The organism is Bradyrhizobium sp. i1.15.2, from assembly GCF_040548425.1.
Classification (GTDB): domain Bacteria; phylum Pseudomonadota; class Alphaproteobacteria; order Rhizobiales; family Xanthobacteraceae; genus Bradyrhizobium; species Bradyrhizobium canariense.
On the sequence record NZ_JBEPRQ010000001.1, the window covers coordinates 333,178 to 356,147 of the forward strand.

Genomic DNA, 22,970 nt, shown 5'->3' on the forward strand with positions numbered 1-22,970 from the left:
TCGTCATGGCGCGCATGACACGCAGCCAGATTCCGAGGAGGTCTCGCATGGACATGGTGACCCCCGTCGAGCGGCCCGCCCAGTTGCTTAGCGCCTTGCGCGGCAGGCTCGGCGCCGCAGCCGTGCTTGTTGGCACCGACGTGCCCGCGCGCAATTGCAACGACTGGAGCGCGAGCCTGCCGCAAACGCCGCTCGCGGTAATCCGCCCGGTCGACGCGCAAGGCGTTGCGGATGCGATCGCGACTTGCCGGCAGGCACATCTGCCGTTCGTGCCGCAGGGCGGATTGACCGGGCTGTGCCGCGGCGCATCGCCTGAGGCAGGCTGGGTCGCGATCTCGCTGGAGCGCATGAGCGGCATCGAGGAGATCGATCACGCCTCGATGACGATGACGGTGAAAGCAGGCACGCCGCTTCAGACGATCCAGCAGGCGGCCGACGAAGCCGGCTTCTTCTTTCCGCTCGATCTCGGCTCGCGCGGCTCCTGCGCGATCGGCGGCAACCTCTCGACCAATGCCGGCGGCAACCGCGTGATCCGCTACGGCATGACGCGCGAGCTGGTGCTCGGGCTCCAAGTCGTGCTGCCCGACGGCACCATCATCACCAGCCTCAACAAGCTGATGAAGAACAATGCCGGCTATGACCTGAAGCATCTGTTCATCGGCTCGGAAGGCACGCTCGGCATCATCACCCGCGTGGTGCTGCGGCTGTTTCCAAAACCGCGCTCGACCATGGCCGCGCTCTGCGCGCTCGAGGACTATGCCGCGGTGATCGCGCTGCTCGGCGCCGCGCGAAGCGGGCTCGGCCCGCTGCTGTCGGCATTCGAGGTGATGTGGCCGGACTATTGGGACGTCATTACGACTCGCGCCGGCGTCAAGCCGCCGGTCGCCACAGGCCACGGCCTCTACGTGCTAGTCGAAGCGCAAGGCACCGACGAGAGCCTCGACGCACCGCGGTTCCAAAGCTGGCTCGAAGAGCTGATGGAGCGCGGCCTGCTCGCCGACGCTGCCGTGGCGCAATCGCTGGGGCAGACGCAGAGCTTCTGGCGCGTGCGCGACATCTGCGCCGAGTTCGGCCAAGTGCTGGGGCCGCACATCTCCTACGATATCGGGCTCGCCGTGGCGCGGATGGACGAGTTCGTCACGCGCTGCAAGGCCGCGCTGGCGGACGGCATCGACGGATGCGAGAGCGTCTATTACGGCCATATCGGCGACGGCAATCTGCATCTCGTCTCCTGGGTGACCGGCCTTGCCGTCGAGCAGCAGCCGAAGGAAGCGATGGACGCGATCATCTACGGTCTCGTGCGCGAGATGGGCGGCAGCGTCTCCGCCGAGCACGGTATCGGCACCTTGAAGAAGAAGTGGCTGGGTCATGCCAGGAGCGAGGCCGAGATCGCGCTGATGCGGACGCTGAAGGCCGCGCTCGATCCCGATCATCTGCTCAACCCCGGCAAGGTGATCTGAGAGAGCCGATGCGATCGCTGAAGCTCGATGCACCGAAATCGCTGTCGCAGCGGGTGATGCAGCGGCTGCGCCAAGCCATCATCGACGGCGAGTTCGCGCTCGGCGCCGCCATCTCCGAGGAGATGGTGGCCAACTCCTTCGGCGTCAGCCGCACCCCGGTGCGCGAGGCGATGGGCCAGCTGCAGGCGCAGGGCCTCGTCGTGATCCGGCCGCAGGTCGGCAGTTTTGTCTTCACGCCAAGCGCCGAAGACATCACCGCGCTCTGCACTTTCAGGATCGCGCTGGAGCCCGAGGCCGCCGAGCTCGCCTTCCACCATGATCGCGAGGGTGCGACCGCGACGATGAGCGAGGCGATCACGGCGATGGAGCCGGCGATTGCGGCCCGGGACAATATCGCCTACGGGCGCGCCGATGCCGCTTTCCACGAGGCGCTGTTCGCCCATTGCGGCAACCGCTATCTCGCCGAATCCTATCAGCTCGCATCCAGCCGCGTCGCTGCACTCCGCACCAATTTGACTTCGCCGATCGACGTGCGCACCCGCACGTCCTTCGACGAGCATCGCAAGCTGCTCGATCTGTTCGCGCGCGGCGAGTTTGCCGCCTTCGCGACGCTGATGACCACGCACGTCACCAATTCGGGCGTGGTCTACGCAAGAGCACTGCAGGTGGATTGAGCGCTGCTACCGCGCACCTTTCGTGCCGGGCCTGTCCAGAAAATCCAGCGCGGTGTTGATCTGTTCGAGCTGGTGCTCGATTTTGTCGCGGTCCTCGACCGTGGGCGCCTTCTCGAGCTGCTCAACGAGCTTCTGCTTTCGGAGCAGCAAGTTCTCTATGACTGTACTCACGGCTCCCCCATCCGCCCGAGGCGAACATCGAGGCGATACTAGACCCCGGGCGCGAGCGCGCGCCAGCCGGGCCGGCGCAAACCCTGCATCAGAATGTTCGCGAGGGCAGTTGGTTCCTGCGTGTGACCCGAGAAGGTGCACACAGCTGATGGCTGCGTTCGCGAACGGTTAACGCGGTCGCACGCCTGGGCTGCCGGCCACGGAACCGGATCTTTCACGTGCCCGTCGGTTGTATTCGCCGTCCCGGAGTCCTATGCGTATGCGCCATGGACATCCAGATCATCGCCGCCGAAAAACCCCTGATGGCGCAGGCACGCCCGCGCAAGCCGGCGCCGTTCCTCCCCATGAGCCGCGCCGAGATGGATGCGCTCGGCTGGGATGCCTGCGACATCGTGCTGGTGACGGGCGATGCCTATGTCGACCATCCCAGCTTCGGCATGGCCATCATCGGCCGCCTGCTGGAGGCGCAGGGCTTTCGGGTCGGCATCATCTCGCAGCCGGACTGGCATTCGGCCGAGCCGTTCAAGGTATTGGGCAAGCCAAAAGTGTTCTTCGGCGTCACCGGCGGCAACATGGACTCGATGGTGAACCGCTACACCGCGGACCGCCGCATCCGCAGCGACGATGCCTATACCGCGGGCGGCGAAGGCGGCAAGCGGCCGGACCGCTGCACCGTCGTCTACGCGCAGCGTTGCCGCGAGGCGTTCAAGGGCGTCCCGGTCGTGCTCGGCGGCATCGAGGCGTCGCTGCGCCGGATCGCGCATTACGATTACTGGTCGGACAAGGTGCGCCGCTCGGTGCTGGCCGACGCCAAGGCGGACCTGCTGCTCTACGGCAATGCCGAGCGCGCCGTGGTCGAAGTGGCCAACCGTCTTGCCGCCGGCGAGGCGCCGCGCGAGCTCGACGACATCAGGGGCGTCGCGCTGTTCCGCCGCGTGCCTGAGGACTATGTCGAACTGCACGCCGACGATCTCGATTCCGCCGACGAGGGCGCTTCGCGGACGAAAGGCTTGACCGTGATCCGGCTGCCGGCGCTGGAGCAAGTCGAGCAGGACAAGGAAGCCTATGCGCGCGCGTCACGCGTGCTGCACCGGGAGAGCAATCCCGGCAATGCGCGACCGCTGGTGCAGCGCCACGGCGATCGCGACCTCTGGCTCAACCCGCCGCCGATCCCGCTGACCAGCGACGAGATGGACGCGGTCTACGATCTTCCTTATGCACGCGCCCCGCATCCGTCCTACGGTGACGCGAAGATCCCGGCGTGGGACATGATCAAATTCTCGGTAACGATCATGCGCGGCTGTTTTGGCGGCTGCACCTTCTGCTCGATCACCGAGCACGAGGGCCGCATCATCCAGAACCGTTCCGAGGGCTCGATCCTGCGCGAGATCGAGAAGATCCGCGACAAGACGCCCGGCTTCACCGGCGTGATCTCGGACATCGGCGGCCCCACCGCCAACATGTACCGGATGGCGTGCAAGGACCCGAAGGTCGAGGCCGCGTGCCGGCGGCCGTCCTGCGTCTTCCCCGAGATCTGCCCGAACCTCAACACCTCGCATGACGATCTGATCCGGCTCTATCGCAAGGTGCGCGAGACCAAGGGCATCAAGAAGGTGATGGTCGCCTCCGGCGTGCGCTACGACCTCGCGGTCGAGAGCCCCGAATACATCAAGGAGCTCGTCACCCATCACGTCGGCGGTTATCTCAAGATCGCGCCTGAACATACCGAGCGCGGGCCGCTCGACAAGATGATGAAGCCCGGCATCGGCGCCTACAACCAGTTCAAGCGGATGTTCGATGCGGCGGCCGAACAGGCCGGCAAGAAATACTATCTGATCCCGTATTTCATCGCGGCGCATCCGGGCACGACCGACGAGGACATGATGAACCTCGCGCTGTGGCTGAAGAAGAATCGCTACCGCGCCGACCAGGTGCAGACCTTCCTGCCCTCGCCGATGGCGACCGCAACGGCGATGTACCACACCGGCGTCAACCCGCTGCGCGGCGTGCGGCGCGGCGGCAGCGACAAGGTCGAGGCGATCAAGGGCCTGCGCCAGCGCCGCCTGCACAAGGCGTTCCTGCGCTACCACGACCCCGACAATTGGCCGGTGCTGCGCGAGGCGCTGAAAGAGATGGGCCGCGCTGATCTGATCGGCTCCCGCCCCGACCAGCTGGTCCCCGCGCACCAGCCACCGGGCACCGGCAAGGCCGCCGGCACGCGGCGGCCGGTTCGTCCCGGCGACAAGACGCAGCGGTTCACGACCAAGAATCTGCGGGTGATGAAGTAGCGGGCGAGCCGGATCAGGTCCGGTTCAGCCTGCCGCTTTCGTGCCCTCAAAAACAAAAATCTCGAAAACAACCCCATGCACAGTAGCCGGCATGAGCGGGATCAATGGCTTAGGCGCCTTGCTGAGACGTTGATCCGTCCGGACAAAAAGTCGTTGCTCCGTCGGGCAAAACAGGAGCAGGATGCCATCATCGGACGCATTGGCCATTGCGCGGCGTTTCAAGCCGCATCGGCTCGGAGGCGCCCCGCCCAAAATGCGCAGATCGCCAATCCCTGCACCAGCGCCGCGGCAACATAAAAGCCGGGCGTGGCGCCCGTACCGGCCGGAAGCCATTCCCGGATCAAACCAAAGACCGCCGGCGCAAATGAATAGGCGCCTTGCGACATCGCAACGATCAGCGCGACCACACGCGGCACGTCGTCCGGAGCGAATTCGAGCTGCGCAATCAGCGGCGGAAGGAACGTCCCGTTGCCGAACCCGAGGCCGAACAAGACAACACCGAGGATCAACAGCGGAATGTTCGTTCCGGCCGCGGCAATGAATGTGATCGTGCCGGCGATTTGAACGGCGTAGCTGGCGCAGGCAACCAGCCGCCGGTCGATGCTTCCAGGCATGAGCCAGCCCAGCAGCGTCCGGCCGGCGATCGCCATGACGCCGATCAGTCCCACCACCGGACCAGTCCATTGCGCACCGAGCGCAGGCAGCAGCAGCGAGAAGAGATGCGCGGTCAGGCCGATCTGTGCGAACAGCCCCAGGCTCATGCCAGCCGCGAGCGTCAGGAATTTGCGGTCCCGCCAGAGCAGCGATCCCGGCAGCGGCCGTGCGCTCTTCGCCGAGACAGTCTCTTCGGCCGGGGCCGCGCCGTCCGGCATCGATCCGGTCTGCTCCGGCGCGCGCGACAGCACAGTGCTCGCAAGCAGCCACACTACCACGACCAAGATCAGGCCGATGGCTGCTGCTGCAACGGCAAACCCAAGCTTGGCAATGGCCGCAGCCCAGAGCGGCGAAAAGATGATCCCGCCGACATTTGCGCCGTTATAGGCGACCGCGAGTGCCGCGGGACGACGGCGGACGAACCAGGGCGACACGATGGCGTTGACCGCGGCCACGCCCATCGTCACCCACCCTGCACCACTCAACACCGTCGCGCCGAACAATTGCCACGGCGTCGCTGCTATCGCCCATCCAAAGACGCCGACGGCCAGCGACAGCGCCCCGGCCTTTGTGACAGCCGGAATGCCGAAGCGCCGATAGAGCGTCGGCAGATTGGCCGTCACGATCGACCCCGCCAGGAAGTGCACGGTGACGGCCGTCGAGACCAGGGCCAGCGGCCAGCCGTGAGCTTCGCGAACGGCACTCAGGAAGATCGGCGGTCCATAGAAGCCGAACCCCAGGCCGAGAACGGCGAGACCGAACGCCGCGGCGACAACGCGCCATCCATAGAACGTTCCGCTTCGCATCGTCGTCAGCCGCCTGAGCTTTGCGACGAGATTCTGCACAGACCTGGCGGCGCGCAGTTCGCTTCCGGTCGAAGCGTGAGATCGGAAGGCTCGCGCCGAAATCGCTTGACCTGAATGAAATCATGTAACATATAAAGTTACATGAAACGAGACAGTCGATTATCGGGCGTGCTGCACGTCCTGCTGCACATGGCACAGCAGCCTGGTCCCTTCACGTCCGAGACCCTGGCAAAAGCAATGGATACCAACCCGGTGGTGATCCGGCGGATCATGGCCGGGCTTCGGGACCTTGGTTACGTCCGCTCCGAAAAAGGCCACGGCGGCGGCTGGACGTTGGCTTGCGACCTCGCGAAGGTGACGCTGCGCGACGTCTACATCGCGCTCGGCAGTCCCTCGCTTCTGGCGATTGGTAACCGGACGGAGGCGCCGGGCTGCCTCGTCGAACAGTCCGTCAATGCCGCCCTCGATCAGGCGTTTGGCGATGCGCAGGCGCTGCTGCTGTCGCGCTTTGGCGAGGTAACGCTGGCGATGCTGGGCGACGATCTGCGCAAGCGCCTCGGCTCGCGAAAGCTTCAGGGCATGAGCGCGCATGGCGCGTGATTGGCCCATTTCAGCAAGGACGACATCATGACCGACGTTCAGAACGTGTTTTCCGATCCGCAAGCGGTGGCGAGATACACCGAAGGACCGCCACGGTTCGTCCCCGGCTACAATGCCATGCTGTCCATGGCGGCGATCCTACTGGCCGAGCGCGCGCGTGACGATGCACGGATTCTCGTTCTCGGAGCCGGCGGCGGCCTGGAGCTGAAGGCTTTTGCGCAAGCGCATGGAGGCTGGAGCTTCGATGGCGTCGATCCGTCCGCGGCCATGCTGGGGCTAGCGAGGCAAACCCTCGGATCGTTCGCGCCACGTGCGCGTCTTCATCAGGGCTACATCGACGACGCTCCGGAAGGCCCGTTCGACGGCGCCACCTGCCTGTTGACCCTGCACTTCGTCGATGTCGAGGAGCGACGCCGTATCGCCTCGGAGATCCGCCGCCGGCTCAAGCCGCGCGCGCCTTTCGTGGTCGCGCATTTGAGCGCGCCCAATGGCGAAGAGGAACGCCCGCTGTGGCTCTCGCGATACTCCGCGTACCTCGCCGCGTCCGGCGTCGAGCCGGATCAGGCGGCGGCCGCGCGGAACGCCGTCACCAACCATCTGGAAATCCTCGCGCCCGCGCAGGATGAAGCGATTTTGCGGCAGGCCGGATTCTCCGACCCGACGCTGTTCTATACCGGCTTCACTTTCCGCGGCTGGGTCGCCTACGCCTGAGGCGTCACGGCAACGTTGATGTAGGTATCTGGAAGAAATACTCGGAATCAGTACCACGCGACCACCGGTCCAGGCGCGAACTGGTAGTTGAAGCCGGCCCGCAGGATATGATCGTGGAAGCCGACTGTCTTTCGTTGGCAGTGCCACTGAAGTAAGTGGCAGAGCCCAGATCGAGATAGAGGTATTCGAGTTTGGCTGACCAGTTGCGGTTGAATTTCTTTTCGATGCCGGCGCCGGCGGTCCAGCCCAGGCGGGTCCGGCTCTCCGAGACTATCGCACCGGCAATCGTCACCGGCGCTCCGACGGGCGCATTGGCACCATCGAACAATTGCGCGGTCAGCGTTGCCTGTGTTCCGAATTTAACCTCTCCGACTGCCAGGCCGCCGGTTGCATAGAGCAGCAGGCTGGGATCGGCCAAAACTCCGGCGCGACCGCGGAAGGTTGCAAACCACGGGAAATCAGTGCTGCTGGTAGTCATGCCGGTAACCCCAACCAAACCGATCCTGACCGCCGTCAGCGCGTCAGTCGAACGGCCGCTCTCGCCGGTTGCTTGAAGATCGGCCTCGACACCCAGAACCCATCTCGGATCGATCTGCCAGCTGTAGCCGGCCTGGCCACCGCCAAGCCCGCCGTCAGCGTTCTGTCCGATGCTCACGGCCAGCGGTGTGATCGGCAGGACCGTTGCGTTGGAGCGGCCCCAGCTATAGCCGCCGTTCAACCCCGCATAAAATCCCGTCCAGTTGTAGCCGGGATCGACCATCGGCGGCGCCTTGACGTGCGGGCTTGGTACGTTGCTTCCTGGCGCCAGATCGGCAGCCGTCGCGCCCGTTGCAAGCAGCGACACCGCCATTCCAATCACGATCCGATTCATCAAAAACTCCTCAGCACGAATTCCCTGAAAGGCGCTTGGTGCACTTCACCACTGATATCTGGCGATGCCCTTGCCGGCGTAGCTACGGGTGACGCTCGAGAACTCACTCTCGAAGGTGCCGGACAGCGAGAAGCCGTTCAGCCATCTCAGCTCGGCCGCGCCCGTGAGGAGCGCGGCATCGGGCGCCTGCGCGGCGCCATTCACCACGAAACTCGCGCCTGGCAGGGTCTGGAAGGTGGCCGCGACCGCACGATCCGGATTGACATCATGCGCCCACGCCGCACGGCCGCGCAGCGTGAGAACCGCCGTCTCCAGTGCATAGGAGCGATCGGTGCGCAGACCGAGTTCGCCGCGCGCGGCGGTGACATCCCTGCCGGCATAATTCAGCGCAAAGGTGTTGGCGCCGGAGATCGCCTGCTCGCCATAGCCCGGCAGGAACAGCGTCGTGAACTGCGCCGCCGCATAAGGCGTGATGCCCATCCAGGGCGTGGCATAGCGATAACCGCCTTCGAGGCGTCCCGACAGCGCGTTGGCGTCGAAGCGGGCCCGCAGATGGTCGGCGCCCGCGATCGTCACCGTGCGATCCGTCGTCACGTCCTGCCAGCCATAGGCGAGTGCGCCGGCAACGTAGGCGTTGCCCATGGTGTGGCGTGCGTAGACGCCGGCCTGGAACAGGTCGGAGCTGCCTCCGCCGAGCCTGTTGGCGACGCCAAAGCTGGTGCCGCCGCCGCCGAGCGCGAAGCCGACCAGCGTGTTCGGCGATATCTGATAGTCGGCGCCCGCGGCCACGCCGGCGATGCGGCTGGTCGCGGTGTTCGAACCGATCACCGCATTGCCGTCGGTGGTCTGCGCGCCGCCATAGCCGGCCGCCCACACGCTCCAGCGCCGTGCGAACGAATCCCCGGCACCCCGCGCCTTATCGATTGCCGCGTAGGCGTCCCGACTCGGGTTCGTGCGCGTGGCGGCGCCACCCTCGGCATATCGGGAGGCCCCGTTCACCGGCGCGCCGGCATCGTGGCGGCCGCCGAAGAACGGGTCGAGCATCGCGTTGAGGAACTGGCCCATGGCATTGAAGGTGCCTTGCTGCGCACCGGTGGCGGCTTCGCCGGAGGCCTGCGTCAGCCGGTTGAGGAGATTCTGGCCGGTCGCGTTGAACAGCGTGTTGAAGCCGGTCGACAGCGAAGCGCCCGAGAGCAGGGCATTGTCGATCCCGGCGGCGACATTCCTCTGGTTTATGTTGGCGAAGCCGGGCAGCGACGGCGACAGCAATCCGGCATCGAGCGTCAGCAGCACGTTATTGCCGGAGTAGGTGACCCGCGCGTTGCGTGCGTAGGCCAAGTTGCTCACCGCGACCGATCCGAACGTCCCGGTCGTGTTCGCCGAACTGAGGATGGTATAGGTCGTGGTCGCCGCGATCCGGCCGGTCAGGTTCACCGCGACGGTGCCGGCGAGCTGCGCGGCGCCTGCGACCACCGTGTTGCTGGCCGATATGCCAGAGACCTGGACCATGTAGGTCGCCGCCGTGGACAGCACCAGATTGCCCGCAATGGTGAGCGTGCCGATCGCGTTGGTGCCCGGCGCCAGCGTGCCGCCGCTGATGGTGGTGTCGCCGACGATGCCAATGCCGCCCAGTGTGCCGCCGGCGTTCACGGTGGTGGTGGAGCTTGCAATCGTGCCGTTCACCAACAGCGTACCGCCATCAACGGTGGTCGGCCCGGTATAGGTGTTGTTGCCGGTGAGGATGGTGGTGCCCGACAATTGGTTGACGGCGCCGTTGCCGACGATGTCAGGCGAGAACAGATAATTCGACGAGGAGTGATTGAAATTGATGGCGCCGATGCCGGCGCCGAACTGGACCGTGGCCGTCGCCAAGGTGCCGGGCGCCGCCGCAGCCGAGCCCGGCGCCGCCCCGATGTTGAGCGCGCCGGTCGAGCCCGCCTGATTGGCGATCACGAACTGGCCAGCGGCGGAAACCGCGCCACCATTCGAGATCGTCAGTGAGCCTGTTCCGGCGTTTCCGATCGTGATGTTCACAAAATTTGTCCAGGACGAACCCGCACCGTCCACGGTGACGCTGCCGTTCGAGCCGCTGCCCTGTCCGATCCCCGTGTTGAGATTGCTCAAGCTGCCGCCATGCATAACCGCAAGTGAGCCGAGCGTGTTCATGCCGACATAGAGGCTATTGACGGTCCATGACGAGCCCGTGCCGTCGATCACGGCCGATCCGCCGCTCCCGCCGGCAGTCAGGCCAAGCACAGCAGTGGCGCCCAGAGCTATGCCGCCATTGGAGAGCATCAGCGTTCCCCGGCCGGCGCCCCCGAGCACGAGCAAATTGGCGGCGAACCATTCCGATCCTGCGCCGTCGACGAGAACAGAACCGCTCGCGCCGGTCGCCGCGCCGACAATGCTGTTGCTGCTGGCGACTTGGCCGGCATTGGTGATCGCGAGTGTACCGATTCCGGCCACGCCGACAGACAAGTTGGCATTTGAGGTCAGGCCGAGGCCCGACCCTGCTCCATCGACCCGAACATTGCCGGTTGAGCCGACGCCGTTGCCGATACTGATAGCGCCTGAGCTCTGCACGAAGGCACCATTTGTGATCGTCAGCGTGCCGGTGCCGGCGTTACCCACGGTCAGCGTGCCGGTGTTGGTCCAGATCGATCCCGCGCCATCCACCGAGGCCGTGCCCGAACCGCCATAGTATCCGAGGAAAACGCCGGTGCTGTTGACATGACCCCCGCCGGAAACGGTCAGCTGGCCAATACCGTCGAGCCCGGCGGTTAGCGTTCCCGTACTCAGGGTTGAGCCGACACCGTCCACCGTGACGTCGCCGTGGACGCCCGCCGCGGAGCCGATCTCGGTGATCGTCGCACTCACCGAGCCGCCCTGCAACACCTGCAATGTGCCGCTGGCGCCCGCACCGACGAGAAGGTTCGCGCCGGCAGCCCAGGTCGAGCCGGCCCCCGTGACCGTCGCCGTACCGGCGCCGAGATTGCCGATGAAGCTGTTTCCGACCGTGATGACGCTGGCGCCGTTGATAACCGTCAGGCTGCCAGTGCCGATGTCGCCGACATTGACGTCGCCAGCATTGATCCAGGTCGACCCCGCACCGGCCACCGTGACACTGCCAGAGCCGCCGACGCCTCCGCCGATCGACGCGTTGACGTCGGCCACGGTACTGCCGCCGGATATCCCGAGGTTGCCGGCGCCAAGACGGCCGATGCTGAGATCGGCCGTATTGTTCCAGGCCGAGCCCCCGGACACGTTGACGCTGCCGATGCTGTTCTGGAGATAGCCGAGGTAGCCGAAGGCGTCGTTCAGGATGCCGCCACCGCCGATGGACAGGTTGCCCGTGCTCACGCCACCCACGAAGGTCTGCTGCGCCGCTGCCGTTCCGCCGTTGATGAATGTGAGATGCGTTGTCGTATCGATTGTGACCGTATCGGTCGCGTTCGGCACCGCCGAGGTATTCCAGTTTCCGGCGGTGAACCAGTCGGTCGAGATGGTGCCGACCCAGACCGGATTGCCGGCGCTTGCGGGGCTGATCAGCGCCAGCGACACCACCGTCAGCGCGGTCGAGCCGATCATCAATGCCATCAACGACGCCGCGCGTGAGGCAAAGCGGCTCCGCGCGGGAGCCAGTTGCGCAGCCGCGTCGCGGTTGAATGAAAGATGCGGCATGCATGACCTCGCACAAATCGAACATCGATCTCGCGCGAACCGGCCCGGCCGTTTGGCGAGACTGAATCGCACTGAAACTTCGCGTGGCATCAATGAGGTATGCGGGGTTTTCTGTCTTGGAACGCAACGCCATTCGCTTCACTCCCAGCGCCCCGCGAGCGCAACAGCGGCGCTCTGATGCAGAACGGCCACGGACGAAAGCCCCTAAAAGCGGCGGCTTCCTGCGCACTCTCGAATGGCACCGGTACAATTGGACTCCAGCGCCAATCGTCGAGATTGAGGCGCTATCCTCCGGCGCCGGCCTTTCGGTTCGGCAATCTCCCGGTATGGTGTGCGATCGCAATTGAAGGGACCCATGATGGATCGTGCGGGCGCGCCGAACGTCTTCGTCAACCGTTACACGGGTCCGCCAAGCGGACGCGAATACGAACGGTGGCGCGAGGAAATGTACCGGTGCACGCTGCGGGTCGACGTCCAGCCCGGCGCCGGCGACAGCATCGATTGCAAAATGCAGATCAGCCTGTTGGGCGGCATCCTGTTGGGCACCACTGTCGGAACGTCGGCTGAATTCTCGCGCACCCCCGAAATTCTCAGGGATGGTTACGACGGCATGTGCCTCGTCATCGCCACATCCGGCCCCGTGCTCATATCGCACGAGCAGCATTCGATCGAACTGTCGGAATCGCAAATGTGTCTCGGCGACATGAGCGTGCTCTGCGGCACGCGCATGAGCAGCGATTGCGAGGTCAAGACCATACGCATCCCGCGGTCGCTGCTCCTGACGATCTGCCCCAGAGCCGAGGACCGGCTCGCGCTGGCTCTCGTCGACCAGGCTCCGATACGAGAAGCGATCGCACGCTACCATACGCTGGCCGCCAGCATTGGTCCGCACGCGGATGTGGTCGGGCAGCACCTGATGGCGCGGCACATGGTCGATCTGATCGGGCTGTTGCTGGGGACGGACGGCGATCGCACCGAACTGGCGAACAGCCGGGGACATGCCGCCGCACGGCTTGACCTCATGCGTGCCGACATCATCGCCAATCTGAGCACGGACAAGCTCACGATCTATTCGGTGGCACAGAAGGCGGGGCTCAGCCCGCGCCAGGCGCAACGGATGTTCGAACAGACCGGAACCACGTTCACCGAGTTCCTGCTCGAACAGCGCCTGCTGCTGGTGCGCAGGCTGTTGCTCGATCCACTCAACCGCTGGCGCAAGGTCAGCGATCTCGCCCACTCGTCCGGCTTCCCCGACGTGTCCTATTTCAACCGCATGTTTCGACGGCGTTTCGGCGTCACTCCGTCCGACCTGCGCGGCGCCTGAGGTGCGGGCGATACCGGCGCGGTGCGATTGGACTCCAGCGCCAATCGTGTAGAATGAGGCGCCAACCACGTCTCCCGGCCTTTCGCTCGGGGAATCTCCGGATATTGTGGGCAGCCGGAATCGACGGGAAGCATGATGCAAACAAGCGCGCCGAATTTTTTTGTCGACCGTTACACGGGTCCGCCCAGCGGGCGCGATTACGAGCGATGGCGCGAGGAAATGTATCGATGGACGTTCCGGATCGACGTCCAGCCCGGCGCCGGCGACAGCATCGACTGCAAATTGCAGGTCAGCCTGCTGGGCGACATCATGATGGCCGTCGCCAGCGGATCGTCTGTTGAATTCTCGCGCACGCGCGAAACCTTGAAGGACGGCTACGACGGGCTATGCCTGGTCATCGCCACGTCCGGACGCGTGCTTGTATCGCAGGAGAAGTGTTCGATCGAATTGTCGGAATCGCAAATGGGTCTGGGGGACATGGGCGTGCTCTGTGGCACGCGCATGAGCGACGATTGCGAGGCCAAGGCCATACGCATCCCGCGATCCCTGCTCCTGGCGATCTGCCCGAAGGCCGAGGATCGGCTGGGGACAGTTGTTGGCGATCAAGGTCCCATCAGTGAAGCAATCGTTCGCTACCACGCCCTAGCCGCCAGTGTTGGCCCGCATACGGACATGGTCAGTCGGCACCTGATGTCGCAGCACATGGTCGACCTGATTGCGTTGTTGCTGGGAACCGACGCCGATCGCGCCGAACTGGCGAACGGCCGAGGACATGCCGCCGCGCGGCTCGACCTCATGCGCGCCGACGTGATCGCCAATCTCGGCCGAGCTGACCTGACGATCTATTCGGTCGCACGGAAGGCCGGTCTCAGTCCGCGTCATGCCCAGCGGACGTTCGAACAGACCGGAACAACGTTCACCGAGTTTCTGCTTGAACAGCGCCTGCTGCTGGCACGCAGGCTGCTGCTCGACCCGCTCAACCGCTGGCGCAAGATCAGCGACCTCGCCCATTCGGCCGGATTCGCCGACGTCTCCTATTTCAACCGCGTGTTTCGACGGCGCTTCAGCGTCACACCGTCCGACATGCGCGGCGCGTGAGGCGAGGCGCGAGTCTTAGGCGATTGGGCCGACGATGGTCTCGCAAACCGTCCTGATCGTCATTAGATTGCGCCCATGAAAAAGATCGGATTCCTCTCCTTCGGGCACTGGACGCCCTCGCCGCAATCGCAGACCCGCTCGGCCGCGGACACGCTGCTGCAATCGATCGAGCTTGCGGTTGCGGCGGAAGAACTCGGCGCCGACGGCGCCTATTTCCGGGTGCATCATTTCACGCGGCAGCTCGCCTCGCCCTTTCCGCTGCTCGCCGCGGTCGGCGCCAAGACCAGCAAGATCGAGATCGGCACGGCCGTGATCGACATGCGCTACGAGAATCCGCTCTACATGGCGGAGGACGCCGGCTCTGCCGATCTCATCGCCGGCGGGCGGCTGCAGCTCGGCATCAGCCGCGGCTCGCCCGAGCAGGTGATCGACGGCTGGCGCTATTTCGGCTACCAGCCGGCCGACGGCGAGAGCGACGCCGATATGGGCCGGCGTCATGCCGAAGTGTTTCTCGATATCTTGCGCGGCGAAGGTTTTGCAAAACCCAACCCGCAGCCGATGTTCCCAAATCCGCCGGGCCTGTTGCGGCTCGAGCCGCATGCGGAAGGCCTGCGCGAACGGATCTGGTGGGGGGCCGGCTCGAACGCCACGGCGGTCTGGGCCGCCAGGCGCGGCATGAATCTGCAGAGCTCGACGCTGAAGAACGACGAGACCGGCGAAGCCTTCCATGTGCAGCAGGCCGCTCAGATTCGTAACTATCGCGCTGCGTGGAAGGAAGCCGGCCACCCCCGCGAGCCCCGCGTCTCCGTCAGCCGCAGCATCTTCGCGCTGATCGACGATCGCGACCGCGCCTATTTCGGCGGCGAGCGCGGGAGCGAGGACCAGGTCGGCTTCATCGACCCGCGCACCCGCGCGATCTTCGGCCGCTCCTATGCGGCGGAGCCGGATGTGCTGATCGAGCAGCTCCGAGCGGACGAGGCGATCGCCGAGGCCGACACGTTGCTGCTGACCATCCCGAACCAGCTCGGCGTCGACTATTGCGCGCACGCCATCGAGGCGATCCTCACGCACGTGGCGCCGGCGCTCGGGTGGCGGTGAGGCGAATGGTCGATTTGGCGAAGCGCGCTCTCAAAACAAGGCGGCGCTGACAGCCTGTCCGTAGATCATTGCGGCCACGAGAGAGAGCAGCAAGCCCGCGCCCGAAAAGATCACGAGGACTTTCAGAGTTTCGACATCAACGTCGGTTCTCGTCGCGCGGGATATCGCCTTTGCCAGTGCAGCCATCATCGCCAGCTCCGAACAGGCCGCGCGGAGGCGCGCCTGGTTCCATCTAGCGTCATTGGGCGCGTTTGCGTGTGAAGCAGATTACAGGTGATCTCGCGTGCTGCACCTCACACCGCCGGCCGAGCCTGCCTGGATCTTACCATCGGTAGCGCACCACGCCCTTGCCGGCGTAGCAGCGCGTGACGCCGCCCTCGCGTATGACGAGCGGCTGCTCGTCATGCATCTTTTGCGGGAACCAGCCGACTTGCTGCCACCTTTGCGGTGCAGGCTCGTCGTCGGTACTATTCTCAACTGATTCTCGTCTGGCGAGGTACGGATGCCGCGGCCGGTCATCGGCGCCGTCCTGTCAGGCGGAAACGATCTTGGTGCCGAGGATGATTCGGCGTCGTCGGGGGAGGACAATTTGCGGGAACGCGAACGCGAACGTAAGTTCGGCTAGCGTCGGCCGAAATGCATCATCATGCGGCTTTTCACGATCCCGTTCTGGTCGCGTTATCGATTCTGATCGCGGCACTCGCCTCCTATACGGCGTTGGACCTGGCGACCCGAATGCGAGCTGCTTCGGGAAGGGCCCGCCGATCCTGGCTGGTAGCCGCCGCGATCGCCATGGGCGGCGGCATCTGGTCCATGCATTTCGTCGGTATGCTGGCCTTCAGCCTGCCTGGAATCGAGATCTCGTACGATCCATTCCTGACTCTCCTCTCGCTTGTCATTCCGATCGTCGTCGCCGCTGCGGCCTTTGCCGTCGTCGGACGACGGCCACGGGCGCTCCTCGCATCCGGCTTCGCGATGGGACTTGGTATCTCCGGCATGCACTATACCGGCATGGCCGCGATGCGCATGGCGGCGCTCATGGAGTACGATCCCCGATGGGTTGTGCTCTCGATCCTGATCGCGATCAGCGCCTCCGTCGTGGCGCTCTGGCTCGCCTTTCGCAACACCAACGCGGTCCAGCGGCTGTTCGCGGGACTGGTGATGGGCCTTGCGGTCTCCGGCATGCACTACGCCGCGATGGAAGGCGCCATGTTCCTGCCGACGAACACCATGGCCCGGCAGGCAGGACATCTCGGCGTCGGTCAGGCGCCGCTCGCGTTCCTGCTCGCCGGCATCACCATTGTGATCCTGAGCATCGGAATCGCGGCTGCCGTCTATGACAGGGCTTCCGCGGAGCGCGCTCAACGCGAGGCCGACGCACTGAGGCGCAGCGAAGAACGCTTTCGGCTCCTTGTCGAAGGTATCGTCGACCACGCGATCTTCATGCTCGATCCGGACGGGCGCGTGGGCAACTGGAATCTCGGCGCGCACCGGCTGATGGGCTATGGCGATGACATCGTAGGGACGAGCTACACGATCTTTCACACCGAGGAAGATTGCGCGGCCGGGGCCCCGGCGCGCGCCCTTGTTGAAGCCGAGCGCGAGGGGAAGTCGGCAATCGAAGGCTGGCGTATCCGCAAGGACGGCAGCCGCTTCTGGGCGGAAGCAACGATCGTTGCGGTACGGAACGAGAGCGGCGCAATCGCCGGCTTTGCGAAGATCGTGCGCGACGTCAGCGAAAGGCGACGGGCACAGGATGCGCTGGATCGGGCGCGCGAAGCACTGATGATGTCGCAGAAGATGGAAACCATCGGCCAGCTTACCGGCGGTGTGGCCCACGACTTCAACAACCTGCTCGCAGCCGTTCTCGGCAGCCTCGAACTTCTGAAGAGGCGCCTGCCGCCGGGCGATGCGAAGGTGCAGCGCCTGGTGGACAACGCGACGCTAGGCGCGCAGCGGGGCGCGTCCCTGACCCAGCGTATGCTCGCTTTTGCGCGTAAACAGGATCTCAGGCCGGCGGTCGTCGATATCCACGAATTGGTGCACGGCATGGCCTCATTGCTGAAATTCGAGGCCGGAATTCGTGTCGAGACGCTGTTTCCGATGGACCTGCCGAAGGTGAGGGTCGACGCGAACCAGCTCGAACTGGCTGTCCTCAACCTGGCGGTCAACGCACGTGATGCGATGCCGGGCGGTGGCCTGATTACCATTGCCGCTCGCGAAGAGCGGGGCGATGGCGGCCTTCGGACGAGCGACTATGTTGCGCTCTCGGTGAGCGACACCGGCTGCGGCATGGATGACGAGACCCTCAGGCACGCCCAGGAGCCGTTCTTTACGACCAAAGGCGTCGGCAAAGGCACCGGGCTCGGCCTGTCAATGGTCCACGGACTTGCCGAGCAGTCCGGCGGCAAGCTCGCTTTGAGGAGCCTTCCCGGGGAGGGCACGACAGCCGAAATTTGGCTGCCGATGGCCGGGGAGACCGCGGTGCCTGACCCGCGCGCGGAAGCTCCGGCGCCCGTACCGCGGGCCAGCCGACAGCTTTCCGTACTTGTCGTCGACGACGATCTCCTGGTGCTCGAGAACACGGCAGCGATGTTGGACGATCTTGGGCACATCGTGGTCGAGGCGCGCTCGGGCGACGAGGCACTGGCTTTGCTCCGCCGCACCCGTACCGTCGACCTGGTCGTGACCGACTATGCCATGCCTGGGATGACTGGACTGCAGCTGGCCAGCGCTGTCGCCGCGGAGCGCCCCGGGACGGTCATCCTCCTGAGCACGGGATACGCAGAGATTCCCAGCGACGAACGATCCAGCCTGCCGCGATTGTCAAAACCATTCGACCAGGCTGCGTTGGCGAAGGCCATCGAGGCGGCAATGCGCGAAGACGAGCCAACCGGATCCATCGTCGCCTTTCGGCCGAAGAGCGCGTGAAAGCCGGATGATGAATGGCGCACGCCGCCTGCGCGCGGTGCGGTCCCGGTTCGGAGACTCCAAGGCAATGGTCCGTCAAATCCCGCCGGGAAGCTCGACGCCCGCTTCCGTCAGGTCACGGAGGAATTTCCGCACCAGGAGCATGTTGGTTCTCTGCAGCTCGTGATTATTGCCGAACTTGAACTGATTGGCTTCGGTCACGATCAGTCCCTGGTCGGTCTCGCGGAAAATGCCTTGCTTCTTCAAGCGATCGGCGCGCCGCCGGACGGTTTCGATCGGCAGACCGAAAAAGCGGGACAGGGCGGCACGGGAAACGCCCTGCTTGATCTTGTCCGGCTCAACCGCCTGGATGCTGCCAAATTGCCGGTCCAGTTCGGGGTTCTTCATGATATTGAGAACGTTGGCGTTCAAGACCGCATGAATGATCATCAAGTCCAGCGGATCGAAATCGTAGTGGCGGAACATTTCGCTGGCTGCGCACAGCATGTAAGCCAACGAGTGGCGGGAGACGGTTCGGATCAAATCCGCCGCGATGTCCTCGCCTTCAGTCGTACCAACCATGGCCAGTGCCCGCTTCTACGGATGTCCGGTCCGACGTCCACAAGTCGGTTGCAAGCCAGTTATATGTCTCCCTGGCGCACCGCGTGAGGCAGGACCGGTCTGCTGTTTCCCCCAATATGGGTATGGTCGCGGTTCCATCGGGTCAATAGCTGGCTTGTCGGCAACATCATTTTCACCGATACGAGGTTGAGTTGCCGGGCGCGCAATTGGCGCGCGCCAATTGTGGTCATGGGCCAAATGACATTTATCATCGAAGCTATTAAAGACGACTGCCGCACCGTGGATTTCCGTGACAGCGCGATCGTTGCGGTGATCCTGGCCCGCAAGCACGCGCTGAATGGTTTTGTGGTTTCGATCACGGCTCCGAACGGGCAGCTTTTCTTCGCGGATCAGTTCAACCGTTTGCTGACCAGCAAGGGGCTCGGTTCGGATCCGGCGGCGCAGGAAGTTGGGCGGCGCTAAAGCGGGCTTTGTTACGCGTAGGCTTGGAACCGGTGCAATCAACTGCAGCGGCTTCGGTGAGCGGTGCGAGCAGGCATCGTCGGCGCGCACGCGGCCCTTGCGTCGCCGGGCCAGTTCGGGTGCCAAAGAAATTCGTTGATCGTCGTTTCGAAAAATCCAGTTCCGGATCGAACAGGTCGCGCGGGCCTGCTAAACTCCGGCATGGCCGCGCTTACGCGGCGACCGGGAATTCCGGGGTGCGAGCAGGAACATGGCCAGCAAGCACGTGCTCGAAGGGTTGATAAGGTGGTCTACGCGCGATCGATGGGCCGATCGGTTCGACTGGGTCCTTGAAGGTCACCTTGTCCCCACCTGCGAGGAAACCGGCATCGAGATCGAGCAGATCGCTTCGACCATCGGCGAAGACCTGTTCATGAGCACCGTGTGGGCCTGCGCTTTCGAGGACTTCCTGACCCGTGAATTCGACGGCGAGAACGCGACGGATGACTATCTCAAGCGCCGCGGCTGGAAAGAATCCGCATCGATTCGCAATTACATGGCCGCGCTGCGGAAATCGACGATGAGCCTCTATGAGGTCAGCGACATCGTCCCCGACACTTCGTTCCTGGCGCGCGACCTGCTTCGCGACACCGAACCGGTCCTGGTCAGCGAGCGGAGCGCGACCCGAAGCCTCAAGCCATGGGACCGCATTGCCGCGCGCGTGGTTGATGTCGGTTCGCGGTCGCAGATCGGTGGCGGCTTGCTGGTATTCGACCACGAGACATCGGAACTCTTGGTTGCGGCCGTTCGGAAGCTGGAGTCGCTGAGCAGCGAGGAAGAGCGAGAATTGGCGGAAGCGAACGGATACGAGTTCGACGAGGACCGATTCTCGGATCTTTCTCCCACCGACAGGCTCCGCGCAATCACGCCCATGTTCACCACGTTCTGGCTTGTCGACGCGATCGACCGAATTCAGTCACCGAGAATTCCCGATTTGCGGAACGCGGAAGGGGACGAGGTGATGCTGTGCGAGGCGCGCTTCCCGCTCGCCGCCCGCGCCACGGGGCGTGACATCCGAGCGGCGTTGGAAGCACGTCCGGAGTTTCGCGCCACGAGCTCGAAGTCATGGAGCTGGGTTGGCGAAAACAGAAGCGCAGCCAAGCCCGCCGCCGCACCAGGGCACGACGGATCATCGCGGAAACAGCTGACCTTCGAAACATGGTCCGACGAGGACAGGCTCGTGCTGGGCGATATACGGCTGGAGAGCAAGACGTTGGTGCTCAATACCAACTCCGAACAGCGCTGCAGCCGCGGATGCGCACTGCTGTCCGACGCGCTCGGCGGACGCCTGCGCCAGCCCTCGGTCAAGACGGAATCGATCGAGCAGGTCATGGTGTCGCGAGAGTCTGCCATGCCAAATCAGCTCGATATCCCTGAGGAGCAGCAGCGCGCCATTGTCCATGATTACATGGACCGGCATTACCGTGACGTGCTCGATCAACCGGTTCCCGCGCTCGACGGGCAAACGCCGCGGACCGCGGTGAAGACGGAGGGCGGACGGATGAAGGTCGTCGAGTGGCTCAAGCTCATGGAGAACCGGACGGCGAAGCACGCCGATCCAGATAATCCGATGGCCAGCTACAATTTCGCGTGGCTATGGACAGAGTTGGGTCTCAGTGAGCGGAGGGAGTGAACGAACCGGGCAATGACCGCTGCGCTGGGCCGCTGAAGGGGGCTTCGATCCGCGTGACCAGGCGACAGTCGGTACCGAAATGGCGCGCCCGGAACGATTCGAACGTCCGACCCTCAGATTCGTAGTCTGATGCTCTATCCAGCTGAGCTACGGGCGCGTTTTTCGCTGACAGTGCGGGCGTGGCCCGCAGGCAGCCCCCGGCGACGCCGGAGGGGTGCGAAAGAGCGCTCTGACTAACCGCTCTTGCCCCAATTGGCAAGGTCCGGATTGGGGAGATTTTGCAGGGGACATGACGGTTTCCGCGCTCGGCCGCCGGCCGACCTACGCCCGCGCCCGCTCGTTGCGGACGGAGAGCAGTTCCACGGGGCGGTCGGGGATGACGATCCGGAAGGTGGCGCCGATGGTGCCTTCGACCAGATGGATGTCGCCGCCATGGGCGCGGACCAGCTCGGCGGCGATGGCAAGGCCGAGGCCGCTGCCGCCGGGGCGGCCGGAGGTCTGGAACGCCTCGAACAGGTGATCGCGGGTCTTCTGCGGCACGCCAGGGCCGGTGTCGGAGACCTCGATGATGGCGACCGCGCCCTCGCGTTTTCCCGTGATCCGGATCTGCTGCGCGCCGCCCTCGGCGGACGCATGGCTTTCCAGCGCCTGGGCGGCGTTGCGGACGAGGTTGAGCAGCACGCGAAACAGCTGGTCGGGATCGGCGTCGACCGCGAGCCCGCGCTCAATCGCGGCGACCCAGGCGATCGAGGCGTCGGAGGCAAGGCCGGCGGTCTCGCGCACCTCCAGCACCACAGGCTCGATCATGATCATGCGCCGGTCGGGCGCGGCTTCCTGAGCGCGGCCGTAAGACAAGGTCGACTGGCAGAAGGCGATGGCGCGCTCGAGCGAGCGCACGAGTTTTGGCGCAAAGCGCTGCACCCGCGGATCCGGCACGCTGGCGAGCTGGTCCGACAGGAGCTGCGCCGAGGCCAGCAGATTGCGCAAATCGTGATTGATCTTGGAGACGGCGAGGCCGAGGGCGGCGAGCCGGCTCTTCTGGTGCAGCATCGACATCAGGTCGCGCTGCATGTCCGACAATTCGCGCTCGGCAACGCCGATCTCGTCGCTGCGCTGGCTCGGCACGATGATCCCCGCCGAACTCTCGGGATTTTCGTGGAAGCCGACCAGGCTCGCAGTCAGCCGCCGCATCGGGCGCACGAAGAGATAATGCATGGCGAGATAGACGAGGCCGGCGGTCAGCACCGCGATGATCAGCGCGACCACCACGACGTTGCGGGAGAAGCGGTACATCGACTGCCGCAGCGGCAGCTCGTCGGTGACAATCTCCATGAACTGGGCGTTGCCGACTCCGGGCCCGACGATCCGGATGGCCTGGTTGCCGGTCTCCAGCATCATCCGGAACGAGCCGGTGATCGCCTCCCACGCCGTCATGTCGCGCAGGTCGATGTCATGCTCGATCGCCGCGGGCAGATTGTCGCTGGCGAGCAGACGGCGCTGCTGGCCCATCTTGATGGCGACGGCGCGCGCATTGATGCTCTTCAGGATCTCGCGCGAGAGCGAATCGGGGACCATGCCGAGCGGCGCCGCATCGAGCACCAGCGCCGCCGTGTTGGCCGCGGCGACGCGGTCGTTGAGCCGGTTGACCCAGAAGTTGGCGATGGCCGGCACGTAGAGCAGGATGGCCGCGATCATCACCAGGGGAACGGTGAGCAGCAGCAGCTTGCCGGACAGCCCAAGCCCGCGCGTCCCGCGCGGCAGCGCCGCCGGCGGGTCCCGCTGATCCCCATCCTGGATCGGCTGGAGGTCTGTCGCTGCCACGAAATTCGCCCTCGCTGCCTTTACCGGATGAAAGATATCGCCGGGTGAAGGGTTTTGGCGCGTATCAAGATGCGGCCCGCCCCCAGC

At 64.8% G+C, this 22,970-nt stretch carries 18 protein-coding genes and 1 tRNA gene; 11 read left to right on the forward strand and 8 right to left on the reverse strand.

Annotated features, from left to right (window positions below; all coding sequences use genetic code 11):
• The first annotated feature begins 47 nt into the window (after positions 1-47).
• Positions 48-1,460, forward strand: coding sequence for an FAD-binding oxidoreductase (locus ABIB80_RS01630; protein ID WP_007597645.1), 1,413 nt, complete (start codon positions 48-50; stop codon positions 1,458-1,460).
• A gap of 8 nt (positions 1,461-1,468) precedes the next feature.
• On the forward strand, positions 1,469-2,134 hold the full coding sequence (locus tag ABIB80_RS01635) for a GntR family transcriptional regulator (protein ID WP_354126944.1): 666 nt from the start codon (positions 1,469-1,471) through the stop codon (positions 2,132-2,134).
• A gap of 6 nt (positions 2,135-2,140) precedes the next feature.
• Here the strand turns inward: ABIB80_RS01635 and ABIB80_RS01640 are convergent, their stop codons facing one another.
• On the reverse strand, positions 2,141-2,305 hold the full coding sequence (locus ABIB80_RS01640) for a hypothetical protein (RefSeq protein ID WP_007597654.1): 165 nt from the start codon (positions 2,303-2,305) through the stop codon (positions 2,141-2,143).
• A 266-nt stretch (positions 2,306-2,571) separates the two neighbouring features.
• Between ABIB80_RS01640 and ABIB80_RS01645 the strand changes: the two genes are divergently transcribed.
• Entirely contained in the window at positions 2,572-4,593 is a 2,022-nt protein-coding gene (locus ABIB80_RS01645) for a YgiQ family radical SAM protein (RefSeq protein WP_354126945.1), read from the forward strand.
• A 218-nt stretch (positions 4,594-4,811) separates the two neighbouring features.
• Here ABIB80_RS01645 and ABIB80_RS01650 read toward each other — a convergent pair whose 3' ends face one another.
• The gene (locus tag ABIB80_RS01650) at positions 4,812-6,053 is read right to left on the reverse strand and encodes an MFS transporter (RefSeq protein WP_354126946.1); all 1,242 of its coding nucleotides are present in this window, start codon (positions 6,051-6,053) and stop codon (positions 4,812-4,814) included.
• A 141-nt stretch (positions 6,054-6,194) separates the two neighbouring features.
• On the opposite strand from ABIB80_RS01650, the gene ABIB80_RS01655 reads away from it, so the two are divergent.
• Positions 6,195-6,653, forward strand: coding sequence for an Rrf2 family transcriptional regulator (locus ABIB80_RS01655; protein WP_007597663.1), 459 nt, complete (start codon positions 6,195-6,197; stop codon positions 6,651-6,653).
• 27 nt (positions 6,654-6,680) lie between these two features.
• Positions 6,681-7,364 carry a class I SAM-dependent methyltransferase gene (locus ABIB80_RS01660; protein WP_007597664.1) on the forward strand — a complete coding sequence of 228 codons (684 nt, stop codon included), beginning with the start codon at positions 6,681-6,683 and terminating at the stop codon, positions 7,362-7,364.
• Positions 7,365-7,368: 4 nt separating this feature from the next.
• Here the strand turns inward: ABIB80_RS01660 and ABIB80_RS01665 are convergent, their stop codons facing one another.
• On the reverse strand, positions 7,369-8,235 hold the full coding sequence (locus tag ABIB80_RS01665; RefSeq protein WP_354126947.1) for an outer membrane protein: 867 nt from the start codon (positions 8,233-8,235) through the stop codon (positions 7,369-7,371).
• A 45-nt stretch (positions 8,236-8,280) separates the two neighbouring features.
• A complete protein-coding gene (locus ABIB80_RS01670) occupies positions 8,281-11,916 on the reverse strand; it encodes an autotransporter domain-containing protein (protein ID WP_354126948.1) in 3,636 nt (1,211 codons plus the stop codon).
• Between the two features lie 355 nt (positions 11,917-12,271).
• Here ABIB80_RS01670 and ABIB80_RS01675 point away from each other — a divergent pair, with 355 nt between their 5' ends.
• The 3 genes from ABIB80_RS01675 to ABIB80_RS01685 all read left to right on the forward strand — a co-directional run bounded on the left by ABIB80_RS01675 (position 12,272) and on the right by ABIB80_RS01685 (position 15,436).
• The gene (locus ABIB80_RS01675; RefSeq protein ID WP_246648925.1) at positions 12,272-13,240 is read left to right on the forward strand and encodes an AraC family transcriptional regulator; all 969 of its coding nucleotides are present in this window, start codon (positions 12,272-12,274) and stop codon (positions 13,238-13,240) included.
• Positions 13,241-13,375: 135 nt separating this feature from the next.
• Positions 13,376-14,338 carry an AraC family transcriptional regulator gene (locus ABIB80_RS01680; RefSeq protein ID WP_354127104.1) on the forward strand — a complete coding sequence of 321 codons (963 nt, stop codon included), beginning with the start codon at positions 13,376-13,378 and terminating at the stop codon, positions 14,336-14,338.
• A gap of 75 nt (positions 14,339-14,413) precedes the next feature.
• Positions 14,414-15,436 carry an LLM class flavin-dependent oxidoreductase gene (locus ABIB80_RS01685; protein WP_354126949.1) on the forward strand — a complete coding sequence of 341 codons (1,023 nt, stop codon included), beginning with the start codon at positions 14,414-14,416 and terminating at the stop codon, positions 15,434-15,436.
• A 30-nt stretch (positions 15,437-15,466) separates the two neighbouring features.
• Here ABIB80_RS01685 and ABIB80_RS01690 read toward each other — a convergent pair whose 3' ends face one another.
• Positions 15,467-15,625, reverse strand: a complete 159-nt coding sequence (locus ABIB80_RS01690; protein WP_354126950.1) for a hypothetical protein — start codon at positions 15,623-15,625, stop codon at positions 15,467-15,469.
• Between the two features lie 447 nt (positions 15,626-16,072).
• Here ABIB80_RS01690 and ABIB80_RS01695 point away from each other — a divergent pair, with 447 nt between their 5' ends.
• Positions 16,073-18,367, forward strand: a complete 2,295-nt coding sequence (locus tag ABIB80_RS01695; protein WP_354126951.1) for an MHYT domain-containing protein — start codon at positions 16,073-16,075, stop codon at positions 18,365-18,367.
• A 75-nt stretch (positions 18,368-18,442) separates the two neighbouring features.
• Here the strand turns inward: ABIB80_RS01695 and ABIB80_RS01700 are convergent, their stop codons facing one another.
• The gene (locus ABIB80_RS01700; protein WP_354126952.1) at positions 18,443-18,889 is read right to left on the reverse strand and encodes a hypothetical protein; all 447 of its coding nucleotides are present in this window, start codon (positions 18,887-18,889) and stop codon (positions 18,443-18,445) included.
• Positions 18,890-19,165: 276 nt separating this feature from the next.
• Between ABIB80_RS01700 and ABIB80_RS01705 the strand changes: the two genes are divergently transcribed.
• Both ABIB80_RS01705 and ABIB80_RS01710 read left to right on the forward strand, forming a co-directional pair.
• Complete coding sequence (locus ABIB80_RS01705; protein WP_354126953.1) at positions 19,166-19,390, forward strand: hypothetical protein; 225 nt, start codon at positions 19,166-19,168, stop codon at positions 19,388-19,390.
• A 250-nt stretch (positions 19,391-19,640) separates the two neighbouring features.
• Entirely contained in the window at positions 19,641-21,062 is a 1,422-nt protein-coding gene (locus ABIB80_RS01710) for a DUF7986 domain-containing protein (RefSeq protein ID WP_354126954.1), read from the forward strand.
• Positions 21,063-21,142: 80 nt separating this feature from the next.
• On the opposite strand, the gene ABIB80_RS01715 is transcribed toward ABIB80_RS01710, so the two are convergent.
• Together ABIB80_RS01715 and ABIB80_RS01720 are read right to left on the reverse strand one after the other, a co-directional pair.
• Positions 21,143-21,219 (reverse strand) — tRNA-Arg (locus ABIB80_RS01715).
• Positions 21,220-21,383: 164 nt separating this feature from the next.
• Positions 21,384-22,883: an ATP-binding protein gene (locus ABIB80_RS01720; protein WP_219682512.1), complete on the reverse strand. Its 1,500-nt coding sequence runs from the start codon at positions 22,881-22,883 to the stop codon at positions 21,384-21,386.
• Positions 22,884-22,970: the final 87 nt, after the last annotated feature.

Excerpts from the sequence above, each read along its gene's own strand:
- ABIB80_RS01630 (WP_007597645.1), top strand. The coding sequence starts at position 48 with ATGGACATGGTGACCCCCGTCGAGCGGCCCGCCCAGTTGCTTAGCGCC.
- ABIB80_RS01635 (WP_354126944.1), top strand. The coding sequence starts at position 1,469 with ATGCGATCGCTGAAGCTCGATGCACCGAAATCGCTGTCGCAGCGGGTG.
- ABIB80_RS01645 (WP_354126945.1), top strand. The coding sequence starts at position 2,572 with ATGGACATCCAGATCATCGCCGCCGAAAAACCCCTGATGGCGCAGGCA.
- ABIB80_RS01650 (WP_354126946.1), bottom strand. The coding sequence starts at position 6,053 with ATGCGAAGCGGAACGTTCTATGGATGGCGCGTTGTCGCCGCGGCGTTC.
- ABIB80_RS01655 (WP_007597663.1), top strand. The coding sequence starts at position 6,195 with ATGAAACGAGACAGTCGATTATCGGGCGTGCTGCACGTCCTGCTGCAC.
- ABIB80_RS01660 (WP_007597664.1), top strand. The coding sequence starts at position 6,681 with ATGACCGACGTTCAGAACGTGTTTTCCGATCCGCAAGCGGTGGCGAGA.
- ABIB80_RS01665 (WP_354126947.1), bottom strand. The coding sequence starts at position 8,235 with ATGAATCGGATCGTGATTGGAATGGCGGTGTCGCTGCTTGCAACGGGC.
- ABIB80_RS01670 (WP_354126948.1), bottom strand. The coding sequence starts at position 11,916 with ATGCCGCATCTTTCATTCAACCGCGACGCGGCTGCGCAACTGGCTCCC.
- ABIB80_RS01675 (WP_246648925.1), top strand. The coding sequence starts at position 12,272 with ATGATGGATCGTGCGGGCGCGCCGAACGTCTTCGTCAACCGTTACACG.
- ABIB80_RS01680 (WP_354127104.1), top strand. The coding sequence starts at position 13,376 with ATGCAAACAAGCGCGCCGAATTTTTTTGTCGACCGTTACACGGGTCCG.
- ABIB80_RS01685 (WP_354126949.1), top strand. The coding sequence starts at position 14,414 with ATGAAAAAGATCGGATTCCTCTCCTTCGGGCACTGGACGCCCTCGCCG.
- ABIB80_RS01690 (WP_354126950.1), bottom strand. The coding sequence starts at position 15,625 with ATGATGGCTGCACTGGCAAAGGCGATATCCCGCGCGACGAGAACCGAC.
- ABIB80_RS01695 (WP_354126951.1), top strand. The coding sequence starts at position 16,073 with ATGCATCATCATGCGGCTTTTCACGATCCCGTTCTGGTCGCGTTATCG.
- ABIB80_RS01705 (WP_354126953.1), top strand. The coding sequence starts at position 19,166 with ATGACATTTATCATCGAAGCTATTAAAGACGACTGCCGCACCGTGGAT.
- ABIB80_RS01710 (WP_354126954.1), top strand. The coding sequence starts at position 19,641 with ATGGCCAGCAAGCACGTGCTCGAAGGGTTGATAAGGTGGTCTACGCGC.